Source organism: Ruegeria sp. AB8, assembly GCF_056542605.1.
Map to the genome: position 1 here is coordinate 219,574 of NZ_JBQGAB010000002.1, position 15,312 is coordinate 234,885.

The 15,312-nt window shown below is 58.8% G+C and carries 15 protein-coding genes; 10 read left to right on the top strand and 5 right to left on the bottom strand.

Features of this window, described 5'->3' with window-relative positions; all coding sequences use genetic code 11:
- Window positions 1–36 precede the first annotated feature (36 nt).
- The 6 genes from pheS to ACR0CG_RS03235 all read left to right on the top strand — a co-directional run bounded on the left by pheS (window position 37) and on the right by ACR0CG_RS03235 (window position 7,026).
- Entirely contained in the window at window positions 37–1,110 is a 1,074-nt protein-coding gene (gene pheS / locus ACR0CG_RS03210; RefSeq protein WP_480522826.1) for a phenylalanine--tRNA ligase subunit alpha, read from the top strand.
- Complete coding sequence (locus ACR0CG_RS03215; protein WP_480522827.1) at window positions 1,107–1,805, top strand: hypothetical protein; 699 nt, start codon at window positions 1,107–1,109, stop codon at window positions 1,803–1,805. The genes pheS and ACR0CG_RS03215 overlap by 4 nt, the downstream gene beginning before the upstream one ends.
- A 153-nt stretch (window positions 1,806–1,958) precedes the next feature.
- On the top strand, window positions 1,959–2,753 hold the full coding sequence (locus ACR0CG_RS03220; RefSeq protein ID WP_480522828.1) for a CE1 family esterase: 795 nt from the start codon (window positions 1,959–1,961) through the stop codon (window positions 2,751–2,753).
- Between the two features lie 78 nt (window positions 2,754–2,831).
- Window positions 2,832–5,228: a phenylalanine--tRNA ligase subunit beta gene (gene pheT / locus ACR0CG_RS03225; protein WP_480522829.1), complete on the top strand. Its 2,397-nt coding sequence runs from the start codon at window positions 2,832–2,834 to the stop codon at window positions 5,226–5,228.
- A gap of 81 nt (window positions 5,229–5,309) precedes the next feature.
- Window positions 5,310–5,756 carry a YtoQ family protein gene (locus ACR0CG_RS03230; protein ID WP_480522830.1) on the top strand — a complete coding sequence of 149 codons (447 nt, stop codon included), beginning with the start codon at window positions 5,310–5,312 and terminating at the stop codon, window positions 5,754–5,756.
- A gap of 463 nt (window positions 5,757–6,219) precedes the next feature.
- Complete coding sequence (locus ACR0CG_RS03235) at window positions 6,220–7,026, top strand: mechanosensitive ion channel family protein (RefSeq protein WP_480522831.1); 807 nt, start codon at window positions 6,220–6,222, stop codon at window positions 7,024–7,026.
- A gap of 133 nt (window positions 7,027–7,159) precedes the next feature.
- Here the strand turns inward: ACR0CG_RS03235 and ald are convergent, their stop codons facing one another.
- Window positions 7,160–8,278 carry an alanine dehydrogenase gene (ald, locus tag ACR0CG_RS03240; protein WP_170614334.1) on the bottom strand — a complete coding sequence of 373 codons (1,119 nt, stop codon included), beginning with the start codon at window positions 8,276–8,278 and terminating at the stop codon, window positions 7,160–7,162.
- Between the two features lie 137 nt (window positions 8,279–8,415).
- Between ald and ACR0CG_RS03245 the strand changes: the two genes are divergently transcribed.
- Window positions 8,416–8,874 (top strand): Lrp/AsnC family transcriptional regulator, encoded by a 459-nt coding sequence (locus ACR0CG_RS03245; protein ID WP_170614335.1) that lies wholly within the window; start codon window positions 8,416–8,418, stop codon window positions 8,872–8,874.
- Between the two features lie 3 nt (window positions 8,875–8,877).
- On the opposite strand, the gene ACR0CG_RS03250 is transcribed toward ACR0CG_RS03245, so the two are convergent.
- Entirely contained in the window at window positions 8,878–9,717 is an 840-nt protein-coding gene (locus tag ACR0CG_RS03250) for a CPBP family intramembrane glutamic endopeptidase (protein WP_480522832.1), read from the bottom strand.
- Between the two features lie 299 nt (window positions 9,718–10,016).
- Here ACR0CG_RS03250 and ppk2 point away from each other — a divergent pair, with 299 nt between their 5' ends.
- Complete coding sequence (ppk2, locus tag ACR0CG_RS03255; RefSeq protein ID WP_170614336.1) at window positions 10,017–10,934, top strand: polyphosphate kinase 2; 918 nt, start codon at window positions 10,017–10,019, stop codon at window positions 10,932–10,934.
- Between the two features lie 47 nt (window positions 10,935–10,981).
- On the opposite strand, the gene ACR0CG_RS03260 is transcribed toward ppk2, so the two are convergent.
- Window positions 10,982–12,031 carry a CAP domain-containing protein gene (locus tag ACR0CG_RS03260; protein WP_480522833.1) on the bottom strand — a complete coding sequence of 350 codons (1,050 nt, stop codon included), beginning with the start codon at window positions 12,029–12,031 and terminating at the stop codon, window positions 10,982–10,984.
- Between the two features lie 310 nt (window positions 12,032–12,341).
- Complete coding sequence (rpsU, locus tag ACR0CG_RS03265) at window positions 12,342–12,548, bottom strand: 30S ribosomal protein S21 (RefSeq protein WP_005614280.1); 207 nt, start codon at window positions 12,546–12,548, stop codon at window positions 12,342–12,344.
- 111 nt (window positions 12,549–12,659) lie between these two features.
- On the opposite strand from rpsU, the gene ACR0CG_RS03270 reads away from it, so the two are divergent.
- Entirely contained in the window at window positions 12,660–13,352 is a 693-nt protein-coding gene (locus ACR0CG_RS03270; protein WP_480522834.1) for a COQ9 family protein, read from the top strand.
- 55 nt (window positions 13,353–13,407) lie between these two features.
- Window positions 13,408–14,394 (top strand): NAD(P)H-quinone oxidoreductase, encoded by a 987-nt coding sequence (locus ACR0CG_RS03275; RefSeq protein WP_170619267.1) that lies wholly within the window; start codon window positions 13,408–13,410, stop codon window positions 14,392–14,394.
- Window positions 14,395–14,431: 37 nt separating this feature from the next.
- Here the strand turns inward: ACR0CG_RS03275 and ACR0CG_RS03280 are convergent, their stop codons facing one another.
- On the bottom strand, window positions 14,432–15,289 hold the full coding sequence (locus tag ACR0CG_RS03280; protein ID WP_480522835.1) for a DUF2189 domain-containing protein: 858 nt from the start codon (window positions 15,287–15,289) through the stop codon (window positions 14,432–14,434).
- Between the last annotated feature and the right edge of the window lie 23 nt (window positions 15,290–15,312).

Sequence of the window (15,312 nt, forward strand, 5' to 3'; positions counted from 1 at the left end):
CGCAACAGCATTCAGGGGCCAAAGTCAGGAAGCGTCATGGACGATCTTAAGGCAAAATATCTGGGTCAGATCGCAGACGCAGGCGACGAGAACGCGCTCGAAGCGATCCGCGTGGCCGCCGTGGGCAAAAAGGGCGAAGTCGCGCTGAAGATGCGCGAGCTGGGCAAAATGACACCCGAGGAACGCCAGGTTGCAGGCCCGGCGCTGAACGCCCTGAAGGATGAGATCAACTCGGCGCTATCCGCCAAAAAAGCCGCTCTGGCCGACGCCACGCTGGATGAGCGTCTGCGCACCGAATGGCTGGACGTCACCCTGCCGACCCGCGCCCGCCGTCAGGGCTCGATTCATCCGGTCAGCCAGGCGACCGAGGAACTGACCGCGATTTTTGCCGAACTGGGTTTCTCGGTGGCCGAAGGGCCGCGGATCGAAACCGACTGGCACAACTTCGACGCACTGAATATCCCCGGCCACCACCCCGCGCGGGCCGAAATGGATACGTTCTACATGCACCGCGCCGCAGGCGACAACCGCCCGCCGCATGTGCTGCGGACGCATACCTCGCCGGTGCAGATCCGCTCGATGGAGAAACAGGGCGCGCCGATCCGCGTGATCTGCCCGGGCGGTGTCTATCGCGCCGACTATGACCAGACCCACACGCCGATGTTCCATCAGGTCGAGGGGCTTGCCATCGACAAGGACATCTCGATGGCGAACCTGAAATGGGTTCTGGAAGAGTTCGTGAAAGCCTTCTTCGAGGTTGACGACGTCGAACTGCGCTTCCGCGCCTCGCACTTTCCCTTCACCGAGCCATCGGCCGAGGTCGATATCCGCTGTTCCTGGGATAACGGTCAGCTGAAGATCGGCGAGGGCGACGACTGGATGGAGATTCTGGGCTCGGGCATGGTCCACCCCAAAGTGATCGCCGCCGGTGGCATTGATCCGGAGGTCTATCAGGGCTTTGCCTTCGGCATCGGCATCGACCGTTTGGCGATGCTGAAATACGGCATCCCGGATTTGCGGGCGTTCTTTGATTCAGACCTTCGCTGGTTGAGGCATTATGGGTTCGCGGCGCTGGATATGCCGAATCTGCATGGTGGTTTGTCTCGGTGAGCGAAGTGTTTCCGGCGTTTTTGGCCGGGATACTGGCAACGATTATTGGTGGGTTGGTAGTCAATTGGCTTTGGCAAAGAAGTCGCAGTCGTGCCAACCTTAGATGGTTTGTTTTGTATGCAAACCAAATACCAAGACGTGAAGGCTACTTTGGTGAGATTTCTCAACTCATCGAGTCATCATATGAAGACAGCACAATTATGTCGCCAGATACTCGGCATTCTCTACGTGAGGGCTTATTTGACGGGGGAAAAGCGCTCTGTTTAGGGTTGGCAAATAGCGGAAATGCTCCCGCTAGGAACGTCACAGTTTTGCTGAACGCTGCGCCTTCAAGTCTATTGATCGAACCTAGTGTTGCTGTTGACAAGCTGCCAAGCGCAAATGGCCACGTGGAACTAAAAATCTCCTCCGTGGGTACGCAATCGCTTTCGAAGTTGACGATTTTTGGAATAGATAGCTTCGATGTTTCCGGGGTTTTCTTGGATGGTGATAGAATTGAACGCGATGCGGAAGGCGTCGTTTTCCAACACTATCTTAAAAAACCCTATTCTGGGATGACAATAGTTTTGGCTGTGCTAGCTGCATACTACGCTGGGCTGTATGTGACTGATATTGTCAATTTTATCCTTCCAAATGAGGCAGTTGTTGTAGAGGGCGAGCAGCAATCGCAAACTGCGGAAGATGTCGACAACTGAAGCGCTTTTCCCGGGGTGCTGCGAGCTTGTCGTCGTATCCGCTGAATTAAGTTCAAGGTCGACCACCTCACAGTCTGGCGACAGCGCGGCTTGTTACATGCGCCCACGGGGTTGTGACGTGACAGCGGGCGCAGGCTCGCTAGGGTTCGACGGATGATTTACCGATTGCTCTGCCTCTTCCTGCTGATCGCCACCCGAGCCACCGCCATTGAATCCTGTCACGGCGATATCGCCTGTCAGGTCGGTGATCGCTCGTATCATGTGCTGGAACCCGATGGCTGGGATGCCGAGACGCCCTTGCCGGTGTTGCTGCATTTCCATGGCTGGGCGCGGCAGGGGACGGTTGTGGTGAACCACGAGCGCATCGCCGGGGCCACGAAACTGCGCGGCGCGTTGCTGGTGGCGCCGAACGGGTTGGGCAAAAGCTGGGATTTCTGGACGTCGGACACCGATGATGTGGCTTTTGCCGACCGGGTGCTTGAGGATGTGGCCAGGCGATACCCGATCGATCCGGATCGCATCTATGTTTCGGGCTATTCCTTTGGCGGCGCGATGGCGTGGCGTTATGCCTGTCAGTCGGGGAACGATGTTGCCGCGCTGCTGGCTGTTGCGGGTTCGATCCGCCAGACCGAGGACTGCCCGCAGGCCCCGCGCGAGGTGCGCCATGTGCATGGGCTCAGCGATACGGTGATGGATTTTCCGTATGGCGCGAATGGCGATACGACCTATCCGGTGGCTTTGTGGCGGCAGAAATACGGCTGCACAGACGCGGCCCCGCGCGGGGATTGGAGTGTCGTGCCGATCCTGACCCTCAGCCGGGTGGAATGGACCGATTGCGCGCGCGGGCAGGTCACGCTGGATACCCATCCCGGCGGGCATTTCATCCCCCATGGCTGGATCGGGCGGCAGTTGGATGAGCTTTTGGGCCGCACCCCCAGCTATCCGTGACGCGCAGCGCTTGCACCCCGGCGCAATCTTTGCCATTGCCTTTGCCGACTGGATGTTTGCCAAAAAAGGCCCCGTGCAATGAAATTCACTCTGTCCTGGCTGAAAGACCACCTCGACACTGACGCTTCGGTTGATGAGATCGCCGAGGCGCTGACCGATCTCGGGCTTGAGGTCGAAGAGATCGTGAACCCGGCGGACCGGCTGAAGGACTTTAGGCTCGGCTATGTGAAACATGCCGAGAAACACCCCGACGCGGACAAGCTGCGCGTCTGCAAGGTCGAAACCGATGAGGGTGAGTTGCAGATCATCTGCGGTGCCCCGAATGCGCGTGAGGGTATCACGGTCGTTGTTTGCAAACCCGGCATGTATATCCCCGGTCTGGACCTGACGATCAGCGTGGGCAAGATCCGAGGCGTCGAAAGCTTCGGCATGATGGCGTCTGAACGCGAGCTTGAGTTGTCGGATGAACATGATGGCATCATTGAACTGCCTTCAGGCGAAGTCGGCGACAAGTTTGTCGATTGGCTGGCCGAGAATGACCCCTCGAAAGTCGATCCGATGATCGAGATTGCGATCACTCCGAACCGTCCGGACGCGCTGGGCGTCGAAGGGATCGCCCGCGATCTGGCCGCGCGTGGCATCGGCACCCTGAAACAACGTGACTACGTGCCGGTCCCGGGTGACTACGAAAGCCCGATCAAGGTGACGATTGACGAGGACACGCTGGATGGCTGTCCGCATTTCACCGGCCGTCTGATCCGGGGCGTGAAGAACGGCCCCAGCCCGCAATGGTTGCAGGATCAGCTGAAGGCAATCGGTCTGCGCCCGATTTCGGCCTTGGTGGACATCACCAACTACATGACTTTTGACCACAACCGCCCTCTGCACGTTTTCGACGCGGACAAGGTGCAGGGCAACCTGCGCGTTCACCGCGCCAAAGGCGGCGAAAAGCTGGTGGCACTAGACGAGAAGGAATACACTATCCAGCCCGGCATGATGGTGATTTCGGATGACAAGGGCCCGGAATCGATTGCGGGCATCATGGGCGGGCAGGAAACCGGCTGCACCGAAGAGACCGTTAACGTTTTCCTCGAAAGCGCCTTTTGGGATCACGTTCAGATTGCTTTGACGGGCCGGGCGCTCAGGATTAATTCCGATGCCCGTTACCGTTTTGAACGTGGCGTCGATCCGGAATACACCCGTGAAGGGCTGGAGCATGCGACGCAGATGATCCTTGATATCTGTGGCGGTGAAGTTTCGAACGTGGTCGAGGCAGGCAAGGCGCCGAACCACGCGCGCGCCTACAAGCTGGACGCGGCGCGGGTTCGGTCCCTGGTCGGCATGGACATCCCTGAAAGCGAGCAGCGCCAGACCCTGACCCGGCTGGGCTTTCGTCTGGAAGGCGAGATGGCCCATGTTCCCAGCTGGCGCCCCGATGTCATGGGTGAGGCCGATCTGGTGGAAGAAGTCGCGCGGATTGCATCCCTGACCAAGCTGCAGGGAAAGCCATTGCCGCGGGTCACAGACGGCATTCCGAAGCCGGTGATGACCCCGGCGCAGCGGCGGCAGTCGATGGCGCGACGCACCTGTGCGGCGCTCGGGTACAACGAATGCGTCAGCTACACGTTCATCGATCAGGCCTCGGCCGCGCTGTTTGGCGGGGGCGATGACACGACGAAGCTGGAAAATCCGATCTCGTCCGAGATGAGCCATATGCGCCCGGACCTTTTGCCGGGGCTGCTGCAGGCTGCGGCCCGTAATCAGGCGCGTGGGTACGCGGACGTGGCTTTGTTTGAGGTCGGTCCGGTTTTTCATGATGGCGAACCCGGCGATCAGAAGACCCAGATCACCGGCCTGCTGGTCGGTCGAAATGGCCCCAAGGATGTGCATGGCGCGTCGCGCCCGGTCGACGCGTTCGACGCCAAGGCGGATGCCGAAGCCGTTCTGGCCGCGATCGGCGCACCTGCCAAGGTTCAGGTTCTGCGTGACGGTGACACCTGGTGGCATCCGGGTCGTCACGGTAGGATTTGTCTGGGCCCGAAGAAGGTACTTGGTGTATTTGGCGAACTGCACCCGCGCGTCCTGCAGGCGATGGATATCAAGGGCCCGGCAATGGCCTTCACGATCTGGCCGGACGAGGTGCCTTTGCCCCGAAAATCCGGCGCCACCCGCGCGGCGCTGGAACTGCGTGACCTGCAGGCGGTCGAGCGCGATTTTGCCTTTGTTGTCGATGCCGGGGTCGAGGCCCTGACACTGGTCAATGCTGCGGCAGGTGCCGACAAGGCGCTGATTGAGGACGTGCGTGTGTTCGACGAGTTTATCGGTGGAAGTGTGGGTGAAGGCAAAAAGTCCCTGGCCATTACCGTGCGACTTCAGCCGACGGACAAGACACTGAAGGAAAAAGACATCGAAGCCGTCAGCGCCAAGATCGTTGAAAAGGTCGCCAAGGCCACGGGCGGTACGCTGCGGGGCTGATGGAGTCCGCCTCCGGCGGGAGTATTTTCAAAAAGATGAAGGGGCGGTTGCGCCCCTTTGTTGTCTGGAGAGGAGAAAGCCATGCTGAACGTTTATCTGTCCGGGGAAATCCATACGGACTGGCGTGAACAGATCATCGAAGGTGCCAAGGGGCTGAGCATCGGGTTCAACAGCCCGGTGACGGATCATGCGGCCAGTGACGATTGCGGCGTTGCCATTCTGGGCGCCGAGCCGGACAAATACTGGCATGACCACAAAGGCGCGATGGTCAACGCCATCAGAACGCGCAAGGGGATCGCCGATGCGGATGTGGTCGTGGTTCGGTTTGGCGACAAATACAAGCAATGGAACGCCGCCTTTGATGCCGGTTATGCGGCGGCTTTGGGTAAGTCTCTGATCGTGATGCACGGGCCAGATCATCAGCACGCGCTGAAAGAGGTGGACGCTGCCGCGCTGGCCGTGACCGAGACACCGGAACAGGTTGTCGGTGTCCTGCGGTATGTGTTGACCGGCGCGCTGCCGAAGTGATCTGCGGACCGAACGCAGGTCATTTTCCTCGGATTTACCGTCTGAATGCAGGCGTCCTTGCAAACGGCCCCGGTCCGCGCTGATTGCTGCCGACTGGCGTCTTCCGCGTGGCCGATCGGATCCCAACCACTGGCATCACTGGGGAAAAACATGCCGCCTTTCCCATGAAAATGATTGCGCGTTTGTGAGAATGGCGCAGTCATCCTATACGAAATCCCAACACTTGGGGTTTGCCCCTGCTGGACAAACTGGTGAATCGTGCGAAGGAACGCGCGAAAAAGGCAAAAAGAACGGACCGAAGAAGCGCGGGCAGGCCAGAGCGAACCGGATAAACGTACGGAGGCTCGCGGCGTGCTGAAAAAGTGTCTGCTGCTGCATCAATTGTTTGGGATCTGCGCAGATGTATAGGTATCTGTTTTAATAATAGCGAAAACTGCGGCTTAGGGAGTGATCGGGAATGGAAATGGACCAGATTGTAGAAATGACAAACGGCTATCTGCCGGTTGTGCTGAATGCAGGCAAGGCGCTGATTGTTCTGATTTTGGGTTGGATCGCAGCGGGTGCAATCAGCGGTATGGTCCGTCGCCGGATCAACAGAACACCTCAGATCGATCCAACATTGGGCAACTTTGCCGCCAGCATCATCAAATGGGTCATTCTCGCGATGGTTGTAGTTGCCGTACTTGGGATCTTTGGGATCCAGGCGACCAGTATCGTGGCCATTCTGGGTGCCGCATCGCTGGCCATCGGCCTGGCCCTGCAGGGAACGCTGAGCGATCTTGCGGCAGGCGTCATGCTGGTCGTGTTTCGCCCCTACAAGTTGGGCCAGTATGTCGATATCGGCGGGACGGCGGGGACCGTAAAAGACCTCAATCTGTTCACGACGGAACTGGTGACGCCGGACAACGTGCAGATCATCGTTCCGAATGGCCAGTCATGGGGATCAATTATCACCAACTACTCGGCACATGATACGCGCCGCGTCGATCTGGTGTTTGGCATTGACTATGGCGACAGCGCAGATGAGGCGATGAATATTATTCTGGATGTGGCCAAGGCGGATGAACGTATTCACAGTGATCCGGAGCCTTGGGTGCGTGTGACCAATCTGGGTGACAGCTCGGTCGATCTGACGGCGCGTCTGTGGTGTGCGGCGGCGGATTACTGGGACGTCAGGTTCGAACTCACCAAGACGATCAAGGAAGCCTTTGACTCCAAGGGTGTATCGATCCCCTATCCGCATTCAGTGGAGATCCAGAAACAGGGCTGATGGCTCCCGCCCGTCGGGCGGGCATTGGAAATGCCCTTCTCCTGTTGGGTCCGGCGCCGCGCCCGGAGGCGCGGCGCTATGCCTAACGCTGTAAAGCACCCGCATCAGCGGGCGCTTTCAACGGCGGGAGGGCTTAGGATTTAACAATTACGTTGGGAGAGACGACATCAATTCCCAGCGCCTTGCCGACCGCGAAATAGGTCAGCTGCCCGGCGTGAACGTTCAGACCGTTCAGCAGGTGCGGGTCATCCTGACAGGCCTGTTTCCAACCCTTGTCCGCCAGCGCCAGCATGAACGGCATGGTCGCGTTGCCCAATGCGATGGTCGAGGTGCGCGCAACCGCGCCCGGCATGTTGGCCACGCAATAGTGCATGATGCCATCGACCTCGTAGATCGGTTCCGCATGGGTGGTGGCTTTCGAGGTTTCAAAGCAGCCGCCCTGGTCGATGGCCACGTCCACCAGCACCGCACCCGGCTTCATTGTGGACAGTTGTGCGCGCGAGACCAGCTTGGGAGCTTCTGCGCCGGGGATCAGAACGGCGCCGATCACCATGTCTGCGGTCTGGATCAGTTCAGCCGTTGCGCCAGCGGTCGAGTACTGGTTCTTGAACGTGCCGCCATAGACGTCGTCCAGATACCGCAGACGTGGCAGTGAACGGTCCAGAACGGTGACGTCCGCGCCCATGCCGGCTGCGATCTTGGCGGCGTGGGTACCAACAACACCACCGCCGATCACGACGACCTTTGCCGGGCCAACACCGGGAACGCCGCCCATCAGAACCCCGCGGCCACCATTGGCCTTTTGCAGCGTCCACGAGCCGACTTGAGGGGCCAGACGGCCAGCAACTTCGGACATCGGGGCCAGCAACGGCAGGCCGCCATTGGCGTCGGTCACGGTTTCGTAGGCAATGGCGGTGCAGCCGGAGTCCAGCAGGTCGCGGGTCTGATCCGGATCGGGGGCCAGGTGAAGGTAGGTGAACAGCAGCTGGCCTTCGCGCAGCATCTTGCGCTCGACCGCCTGCGGTTCCTTGACTTTCACGATCATGTCCGCCGTCGCGAACACCTCGGCCGCGGTGTCGACGATGCTGGCACCGGCAGCGGTATAGGCGTCATTGTCAAAGCCGGATCCCAGGCCGGCTCCGGTTTCGATGATGACCTCATGGCCGCGCGCGACAGCTTCCTGTGCGGCGTTGGGCGTCATGCCGACACGGAATTCCTGAGGTTTGATTTCCTTTGGGCAACCGATTTTCATTTTGGGCTCTCCATCCATAAACTGCCTAAATTATGGGCACTCACCGCCGCAATTTCTGTGAAACTTTGCCCGGAAACTAGGTTTGTTTCGGTGGATTCTTCGATATACTGTCAGAATCTTGCAAAGGATTTGCGTGAATGAGCATAGATTCGACTGATCGAAAGATTCTGGCCGCCCTGCAGCGCAATGGCAGAATGTCCAATGCCGAGCTTTCAGAGCAGGTGAATCTGTCGCCCTCTGCCTGCCACAGACGTGTACAGCGGCTGGAGGTCGAAGGCTATATCCGCAACTACGTGGCACTGCTGGATGCGCGCAAGATGAACGTTCCGACAACCGTGTTTGTCGAGATCACGTTGCAGGGTCAGGCCGAAGAGGTTCTGGATGCGTTCGAGAAGGCAGTATCCCGGATACCGGATGTTCTGGAATGCCATCTTATGGCGGGTACAGCGGATTACATCCTGAAGGTCGTCGCGGAAAACACCGAGGACTTTGCCCGTATCCACCGGCAATACCTGTCACGTTTGCCCGGCGTGGCGCAGATGCAGAGTTCCTTTGCGCTGCGGACCGTTTTCAAGACCACCGCATTGCCCGTGTGATCTTCAGGCTGGGCCGGGATAGGTGAACAGGGCCAGATGCAGGGCGTTGAAGGCGAAATGCATCACAACAGGAACCCAAATTCGTCCCGTCGCGAAATAACCCAGACCGCAGCCCAGCCCAAGCAGTGATGCAAACAGGACCAGAGGGACGCCACCGCCCGCATGGGCCACGCCAAACAGAAGGCTTGCGACCGCAATTCCTGCGGCAGACCCGAACCGGGTCGCAAGGACCGTTTGCAGGTAGCCACGAAAGAAGGCCTCTTCCGCGAGGCAGGTCAGGAACAGGTTGGAAAGGGCAAAGGTCAGCCACCATTCGGGCAGGCCGACTTCCGGATGCACGGCCCCAGTCAGTAATCCTGTCGCAAAGAGCAGCGGCAAAGTCACGAGACCAAGTGCAAGAGGCATCCAGCGTACCGGAGATTTTCGGCTCAACATCGCAGGGCAAGCAAGCACAACCGCGAAGAACACCAGTGGCTTGTCCAGATTCAGGTGCATTGAAAAAAGCGCGCTGTCTGGACCCGCGCGAACCTGATCCAGGACCAGAAGATTACGAAATCCGGGCAGCAGATGTGCGCCAAGTGCGATGCACCAGACAATCAACGCCAGATGCCCGACCAGAACCCACCGGCCCTGAAGTCGATGCAGACACCAGGCCCCGATCAAGCCCGACACGGCAAGTCCGGTTGCCAGCGGCGCCAGAAGCCCGGTCAGCAGCGCGGCGACCGCGAAAACCGAAAGCAACGCAAGACCCAGCCGCAGATGCCCGGCCAAGGTGCTTACCTGAGCGGTTATCAGGACCTCCCATGGCCAGATCATGGGCAACAGAGAAACAAAATGGTCCACAAAAGCCTCATGCATTCGATGCCGGCATTGTTGCCGCCTGATTGCGGGAAATGGCAATATCGCTCTGGCCTGTTGGTTTCAACCTGTTGGCATTGCGTCAATTCTAACGCTTGTATCCCCGGCACCATGGGTCCACATTCAGGACAAAGACCGCACAACGGCCCTGTTTTCGTGGTCTGCACCTGTCAGGTCAGCGCCACTTGCCCGGGGATTTGGCGATGTCACCGCATTTTCGGTGACATCCGGCAGTTACACTTGCCCGGTACGGTCCAGACCCGACGAATGATAAGGAGCAGACCTTGACATACGAAAACAACAGTACCCCCAAAGATTGGCTTGAGGCGGAACTGGAAGACACGCTGGACGAAGATTTCGAAATCGAGTTCAGCGAACCAATGCTTTCGATGGAGGTCCGCAAGATCTACAAGGACCAGCATCCCGACATGCTGGACCGCAAGGTTTATTTTCAGAACCTGCTGCGCCTGCAGGCCGAGCTGATCAAGGTGCAGGATTGGGTGGTTCACACCGGCGCCAAGGTCTGCATTCTGTTCGAAGGCCGTGACAGCGCCGGCAAAGGGGGGGTGATCAAACGCATCACTCAACGCCTGAACCCGCGCGTCGCCCGAGTTGTGGCCTTGCCCGCGCCCAGCCGCCGGGAGCAGAGCCAATGGTATTTTCAGCGATACGTTCCGCATCTGCCTGCGGCGGGCGAAATCGTGTTCTTCGACCGCTCGTGGTACAACCGGGCCGGTGTCGAACGCGTCATGGGCTTTGCCAATGAAAACCAGGTCGAGCAGTTCTTTCAGGACGTTCCCGAATTTGAACGGATGCTGGTGCGGTCGGGGATCATTCTTCTGAAGTACTGGTTCTCGATCACCGATGAAGAACAGCAACTGCGATTCCTCATGAGGATTCACGACCCGATGAAACAGTGGAAACTGTCACCCATGGATCTGGAATCCCGCATCCGCTGGGAGGCGTACACCAAGGCCAAGGAGGACATGTTCTTTCGCACCAATATCCCCGAGGCACCTTGGTACATTGTGGAAGGCAATGACAAAAAGCGCGAGCGGCTGAACTGTATCGAGCATCTGCTGACCAAGATCCCCTACGAAGACGTGCCGCAGGACAAGGTCAATCTGCCCGACCGCCGATATAATCCCGAATACGAACGGCGCATCCTGCCGGATGAGCTTTACGTTCCAAAGATCTATTGATGACGTTGTGCGAGGCTGGTTGTCCAGCCTCGCACCGGAACGTCGGATCAGGCGGCGTCCATCATGCAGTCTACGTTGAAGATATTGAACATCATGAAGTCACAGCCGTCTTCGGCGACCATGCCGGTATCAGCAGGGTCTTCCATCTGTTCGCTGTCTTCACCCGTCACAAGATCAAAGTCATCCATGTCACCGGTTTCGTCGCCTGCGGTTTCGGTGCCATCCCAATCAAACTGATCGAACTGGGCCTGCAGGTTTTCCAGGAATGAAGCGATCTCGTCCAGAAAGGCCTGTACGTCAAAACAATCGGACTCTGGTTCGCCTGAATCGGTCACTTCGATATCGGGCGTTTCGGTTTCCGGATTTTCCGTCTCGCTATCATCCGCGTCAGTTGTTTCGGTCTCCGGTTCTTCGGTCTCGGTATCATCCGCGTCAGTTGTTTCGGTCTCCGGTTCCTCAGTCTCGGTTTCGTCCGTGTCCGTTGTTTCAGTCCCCGGCTCTTCCGTTTCGGTCTCCGGTTCTTCCGTTTCCGTCACCTCCGTATCGGTCGTTTCGCCATCCGGCTCCTCTGGCTCAGTTACATCTGTTCCCGTCATCTCGGTATCCGTTTCCTCCGGGTCGGGTGCCGAGGGTTCTCCGGTGTCCGGCAGAACAGCGGCATCGGTTGCGGCAAAGTTCTGGGTGACCATGACCGCGTCAAATCCCTGCATGTCCCCGGTTTCAATGCCAATACCGATATACTCGAATTCAGGGTTCAGGATATTGGCGCGGTGGCCCGGGCTGTTCATCAGACCCTGATGTAGCTGGGCAACATCGTCACTGATGCCTGGGGCACCCCGTTCGGATTGCCAGGCGATGTTTTCGCCGGTGCGCCAGCTGCCTTCCAGGTCGAACCCGGCATTTTCCATCCGCTGAGTCGCGCTCGATCCGCCCGATCCGGTGTGGCTGAAGGTATCCGTGTTGAGCATCCAGCTGCTGTGGTTTTCCGACGAGTCGTTCAGCTGGGTTTCAAGTTTCAGCTGGTTCAGCCCGCGGGATGTGCGCTCCTGATTGATCAGCGCCAGCATTTCGCGTTCGAACGTGTTTGCAGTCGACATTGTTGCCTCCGTTTATGGTTGAGTCCTTTCGGACGACGCCACTTAGAGGTGCAAGGCGCGACAGCGATAGAGACTGTCGAAAGATCGGCGGTTTACGGCGACGCAGCGCTTTCCGGGCAGGATTCGCTGCGCTGCAAAATGCCGGGCAAAATGCTGCTGATGGGAAAATGGCAGCTTGTCGCGCGGTCTGTCCCACGGGTCGGCGGAATGTAACCGGCAAACGGGCGATGCCCCCTGAAAACGACAAACCCCCGGGCGGGGCCTCGGGGGTCGTCAAATAGTGTCATCCAAAGCTGGACGAGCAAGGTGCTTAGAGCAAACCTTCGCGCTGTGCTTTCTTACGTGCCAGTTTACGGGCACGGCGGATCGCTTCAGCTTTCTCGCGCGCTTTTTTCTCGGACGGTTTCTCGAAATGTTGCTTCAGCTTCATTTCACGGAACACGCCTTCGCGCTGCAGCTTTTTCTTCAGGGCCCGAAGCGCCTGATCGACGTTATTGTCGCGAACACTAACCTGCATGTGGTTGTCACCACCTTTCTAGATAGAGTTGCAAGGAAATTGCAGGAGTTGGCCGTATAGCAAAGTCGTTATATCTTGTCTAGTACTGGCTCTGAGAACCGGAGAACCGCTATGACCACCACTTATGAAGATGCAAAGCAACAGCTTTTGGACGCGATGCTGACCCACGTTCCGTTTGACGGCTGGTCCGAGGTGGGCTTTCGCGCGGCTATTGCGGACTGTGACATGGATGAAGGTCTGGCGCGCGCGATCTGTCCGCGTGGCGCGGTCGATCTGGCGCTGGCTTTCCACGCACGCGGCGATGCAGTCATGGTCGAACGTCTGAAATCCGAAGATCTGGGCGATCTGAAATTCCGCGATCGGGTTGCTGCCGCAGTGCGCTTTCGGTTGCAGGCCGTCGAGGATAAGGAGTTGGTCCGCAAGGGTATGACCCTTTTTGCGCTGCCCCTTCATGCGGCAGACGGGGCCAAGGCCCTGTGGCAGACCTGCGACCTGATCTGGGATACGCTTGGCGACACTTCCGATGATGTGAACTGGTACACTAAGCGCGCCACCCTGTCGGGAGTGTATTCTTCGACCCTGCTGTTCTGGCTGGGTGATGAGGCCCCCGCGCATCAGAAGACATGGGAGTTTCTGGACAGGCGCATCGACAATGTCATGCAGTTCGAGAAGCTCAAGGCACAGGTGAACGACAATCCATTATTCAAGCCGTTCCTTGCGGTTCCGAACTGGCTGGCCGGGCAGGTGAAGCCGCCGATGAAAATGCGGACCGATCTGCCCGGGATGCTGAATCCGCGCAAGTAAGCGTCTGGGCCTTCCAGAAATTGCCTGCTAGGCATTGGGCAAAGGAGATTTGCCCATGACCCAGACGATGCGCGCCGTTGAAATATCCGAGCCTGGCGGCCCGGATGTTCTGCGATTGACCGAACGCCCGATTCCGAAACCGGCCAATGGTCAGGTAATCCTGAAGGTCGCCTATGCCGGGGTGAACCGCCCCGACGCGCTGCAGCGCGCAGGTGCATATGATCCCCCTCCGGGCGCCAGTGATCTGCCGGGCCTGGAAGCTTCCGGCGAAGTGGTTTCCATCGGATCAGGGGTTGAAGGGCTGTCACTCGGCGATCAGGTCTGCGCGCTTCTGCCAGGCGGTGGTTACGCCGAATATGTCGCGACGCCCGCCGCCCATTGTCTGCCTGTGCCAAATGGTATGGGCATGAAAGAAGCCGCATGCCTGCCCGAAACCTTCTTCACCGTCTGGTCCAACGTCTTCACGCGCGGCGGGCTGAAAGCCGGTGAGCGGTTTTTGGTCCATGGCGGATCCAGCGGAATTGGCACAACGGCGATCCAGTTGGCCAATGCCTTTGGCGCACGGGTCTTTGCAACAGCCGGATCTGCCGAGAAATGCGAAGCCTGTGTCCGGCTAGGAGCAGAAAAGGCGATCAACTACCGGGACGAAGATTTCGTGGCGGCGATGCGGGTCGAAGGCGGGGCGAATCTGATCCTCGATATGGTGGGGGGCGATTACATCCCGCGCAACGTCAAGGCGTTGGCCGAGGATGGACGTCTGGTGCAGATCGCGTTCCTGCAGGGTCCGAAGGTCGAGTTGAACTTTGCCATGATGATGGTGAAACGCCTGACCCTGACCGGAAGCACCCTGCGCCCGCAAAGCGATCTGGCCAAGGCAAAGATCGCGCAGGACTTGCGCGAGGCGGTCTGGCCGCTTCTGGATGCCGGAAAGATCTCACCTGTGATGGACAGCGAGTTTGCCTTGGCCGAAGCGGCGGCAGCGCATGCGCGCATGGAAAGCTCGGGCCATATTGGCAAGATCGTTCTGAACGTCGCAGGCTAAGGGAACAGCGCGCGGGGGTGCCCCGCGCGCGACCGCGTCAGGCGATGGCCCGACGATACAGATGCCAGGTCGAATGGCCCAGAACCGGCATCACCACGATCAGGCCCAGCAGCATCGGGATGGCCCCCAGAATAAGCAGGGCCGCGACGATGAAGCCCCAGGTCAACACCACACCCGGGTTTTGGCGCGTCACGCGGAAGGACGTTACCACAGCCACCGGCAGCCCGACCTGCTTGTCCAGGAGAAGCGGAAAGCTGACAACACTGATCGCCAGGGCGACAAGCGCAAACAGGAAACCGACGGCGGTTCCGACAACGATCATGGTCCAGCCTGCGCCGGTTGTGAACACCTGCGCTGCAAACACACTCAGAGAGGCGGGCGGTTCCGGTCCCAGCGTCTGTGCATAGATGGCTTGTGCGGCCATCAGCCAGATCAGCACCAACATGACCAGGTAGAAGCCAAGCGCCAATATGGCACCGAAGGACGGCGACCGGAAGACACCGAACGCGTCCAGCCATTGAACCACTTCGCCCTGTTCGCGCTTGCGGCTGATTTCGTACAGACCCACGGCTGCGACCGGGCCGATCAGGGCAAAGCCCGCAATCAGGGGCGCCAGCAGTGGCACCATGTTCATGTTCAGCCCGAACCCGACCATCAGAAGCCCGGCAATCGGGTAAATCAGCACCACGAAGATCGCGTCGGCGCGCGTTTCCAGAAAGTCCTGATATCCGGCTTTCAGGCAGGAACGCAGGTCCTGAAGTGTCAGCGTCTGAACCACCGGCAGGTGCTTGGTATCGGCGCTTCCGATCCGCGATACGCTTTCCGATATATGATCGCCGGACGCACTGATGTTTCTGGCGGCCCAGCTGATTGGATTACCGATTGTTTTTGCCATACTCATCCCCTCCCCTAACGAGG

Coding starts and splice junctions, on each gene's coding strand:
- pheT (WP_480522829.1), top strand. CDS start 2,832: ATGAAATTCACTCTGTCCTGGCTGAAAGACCACCTCGACACTGACGCT.
- ACR0CG_RS03280 (WP_480522835.1), bottom strand. CDS start 15,289: ATGGCAAAAACAATCGGTAATCCAATCAGCTGGGCCGCCAGAAACATC.
- ACR0CG_RS03245 (WP_170614335.1), top strand. CDS start 8,416: ATGAGCATAGATTCGACTGATCGAAAGATTCTGGCCGCCCTGCAGCGC.
- ald (WP_170614334.1), bottom strand. CDS start 8,278: ATGAAAATCGGTTGCCCAAAGGAAATCAAACCTCAGGAATTCCGTGTC.
- ACR0CG_RS03230 (WP_480522830.1), top strand. CDS start 5,310: ATGCTGAACGTTTATCTGTCCGGGGAAATCCATACGGACTGGCGTGAA.
- ACR0CG_RS03220 (WP_480522828.1), top strand. CDS start 1,959: ATGATTTACCGATTGCTCTGCCTCTTCCTGCTGATCGCCACCCGAGCC.
- rpsU (WP_005614280.1), bottom strand. CDS start 12,548: ATGCAGGTTAGTGTTCGCGACAATAACGTCGATCAGGCGCTTCGGGCC.
- ACR0CG_RS03235 (WP_480522831.1), top strand. CDS start 6,220: ATGGACCAGATTGTAGAAATGACAAACGGCTATCTGCCGGTTGTGCTG.
- pheS (WP_480522826.1), top strand. CDS start 37: ATGGACGATCTTAAGGCAAAATATCTGGGTCAGATCGCAGACGCAGGC.
- ACR0CG_RS03260 (WP_480522833.1), bottom strand. CDS start 12,031: ATGTCGACTGCAAACACGTTCGAACGCGAAATGCTGGCGCTGATCAAT.
- ACR0CG_RS03270 (WP_480522834.1), top strand. CDS start 12,660: ATGACCACCACTTATGAAGATGCAAAGCAACAGCTTTTGGACGCGATG.
- ACR0CG_RS03275 (WP_170619267.1), top strand. CDS start 13,408: ATGACCCAGACGATGCGCGCCGTTGAAATATCCGAGCCTGGCGGCCCG.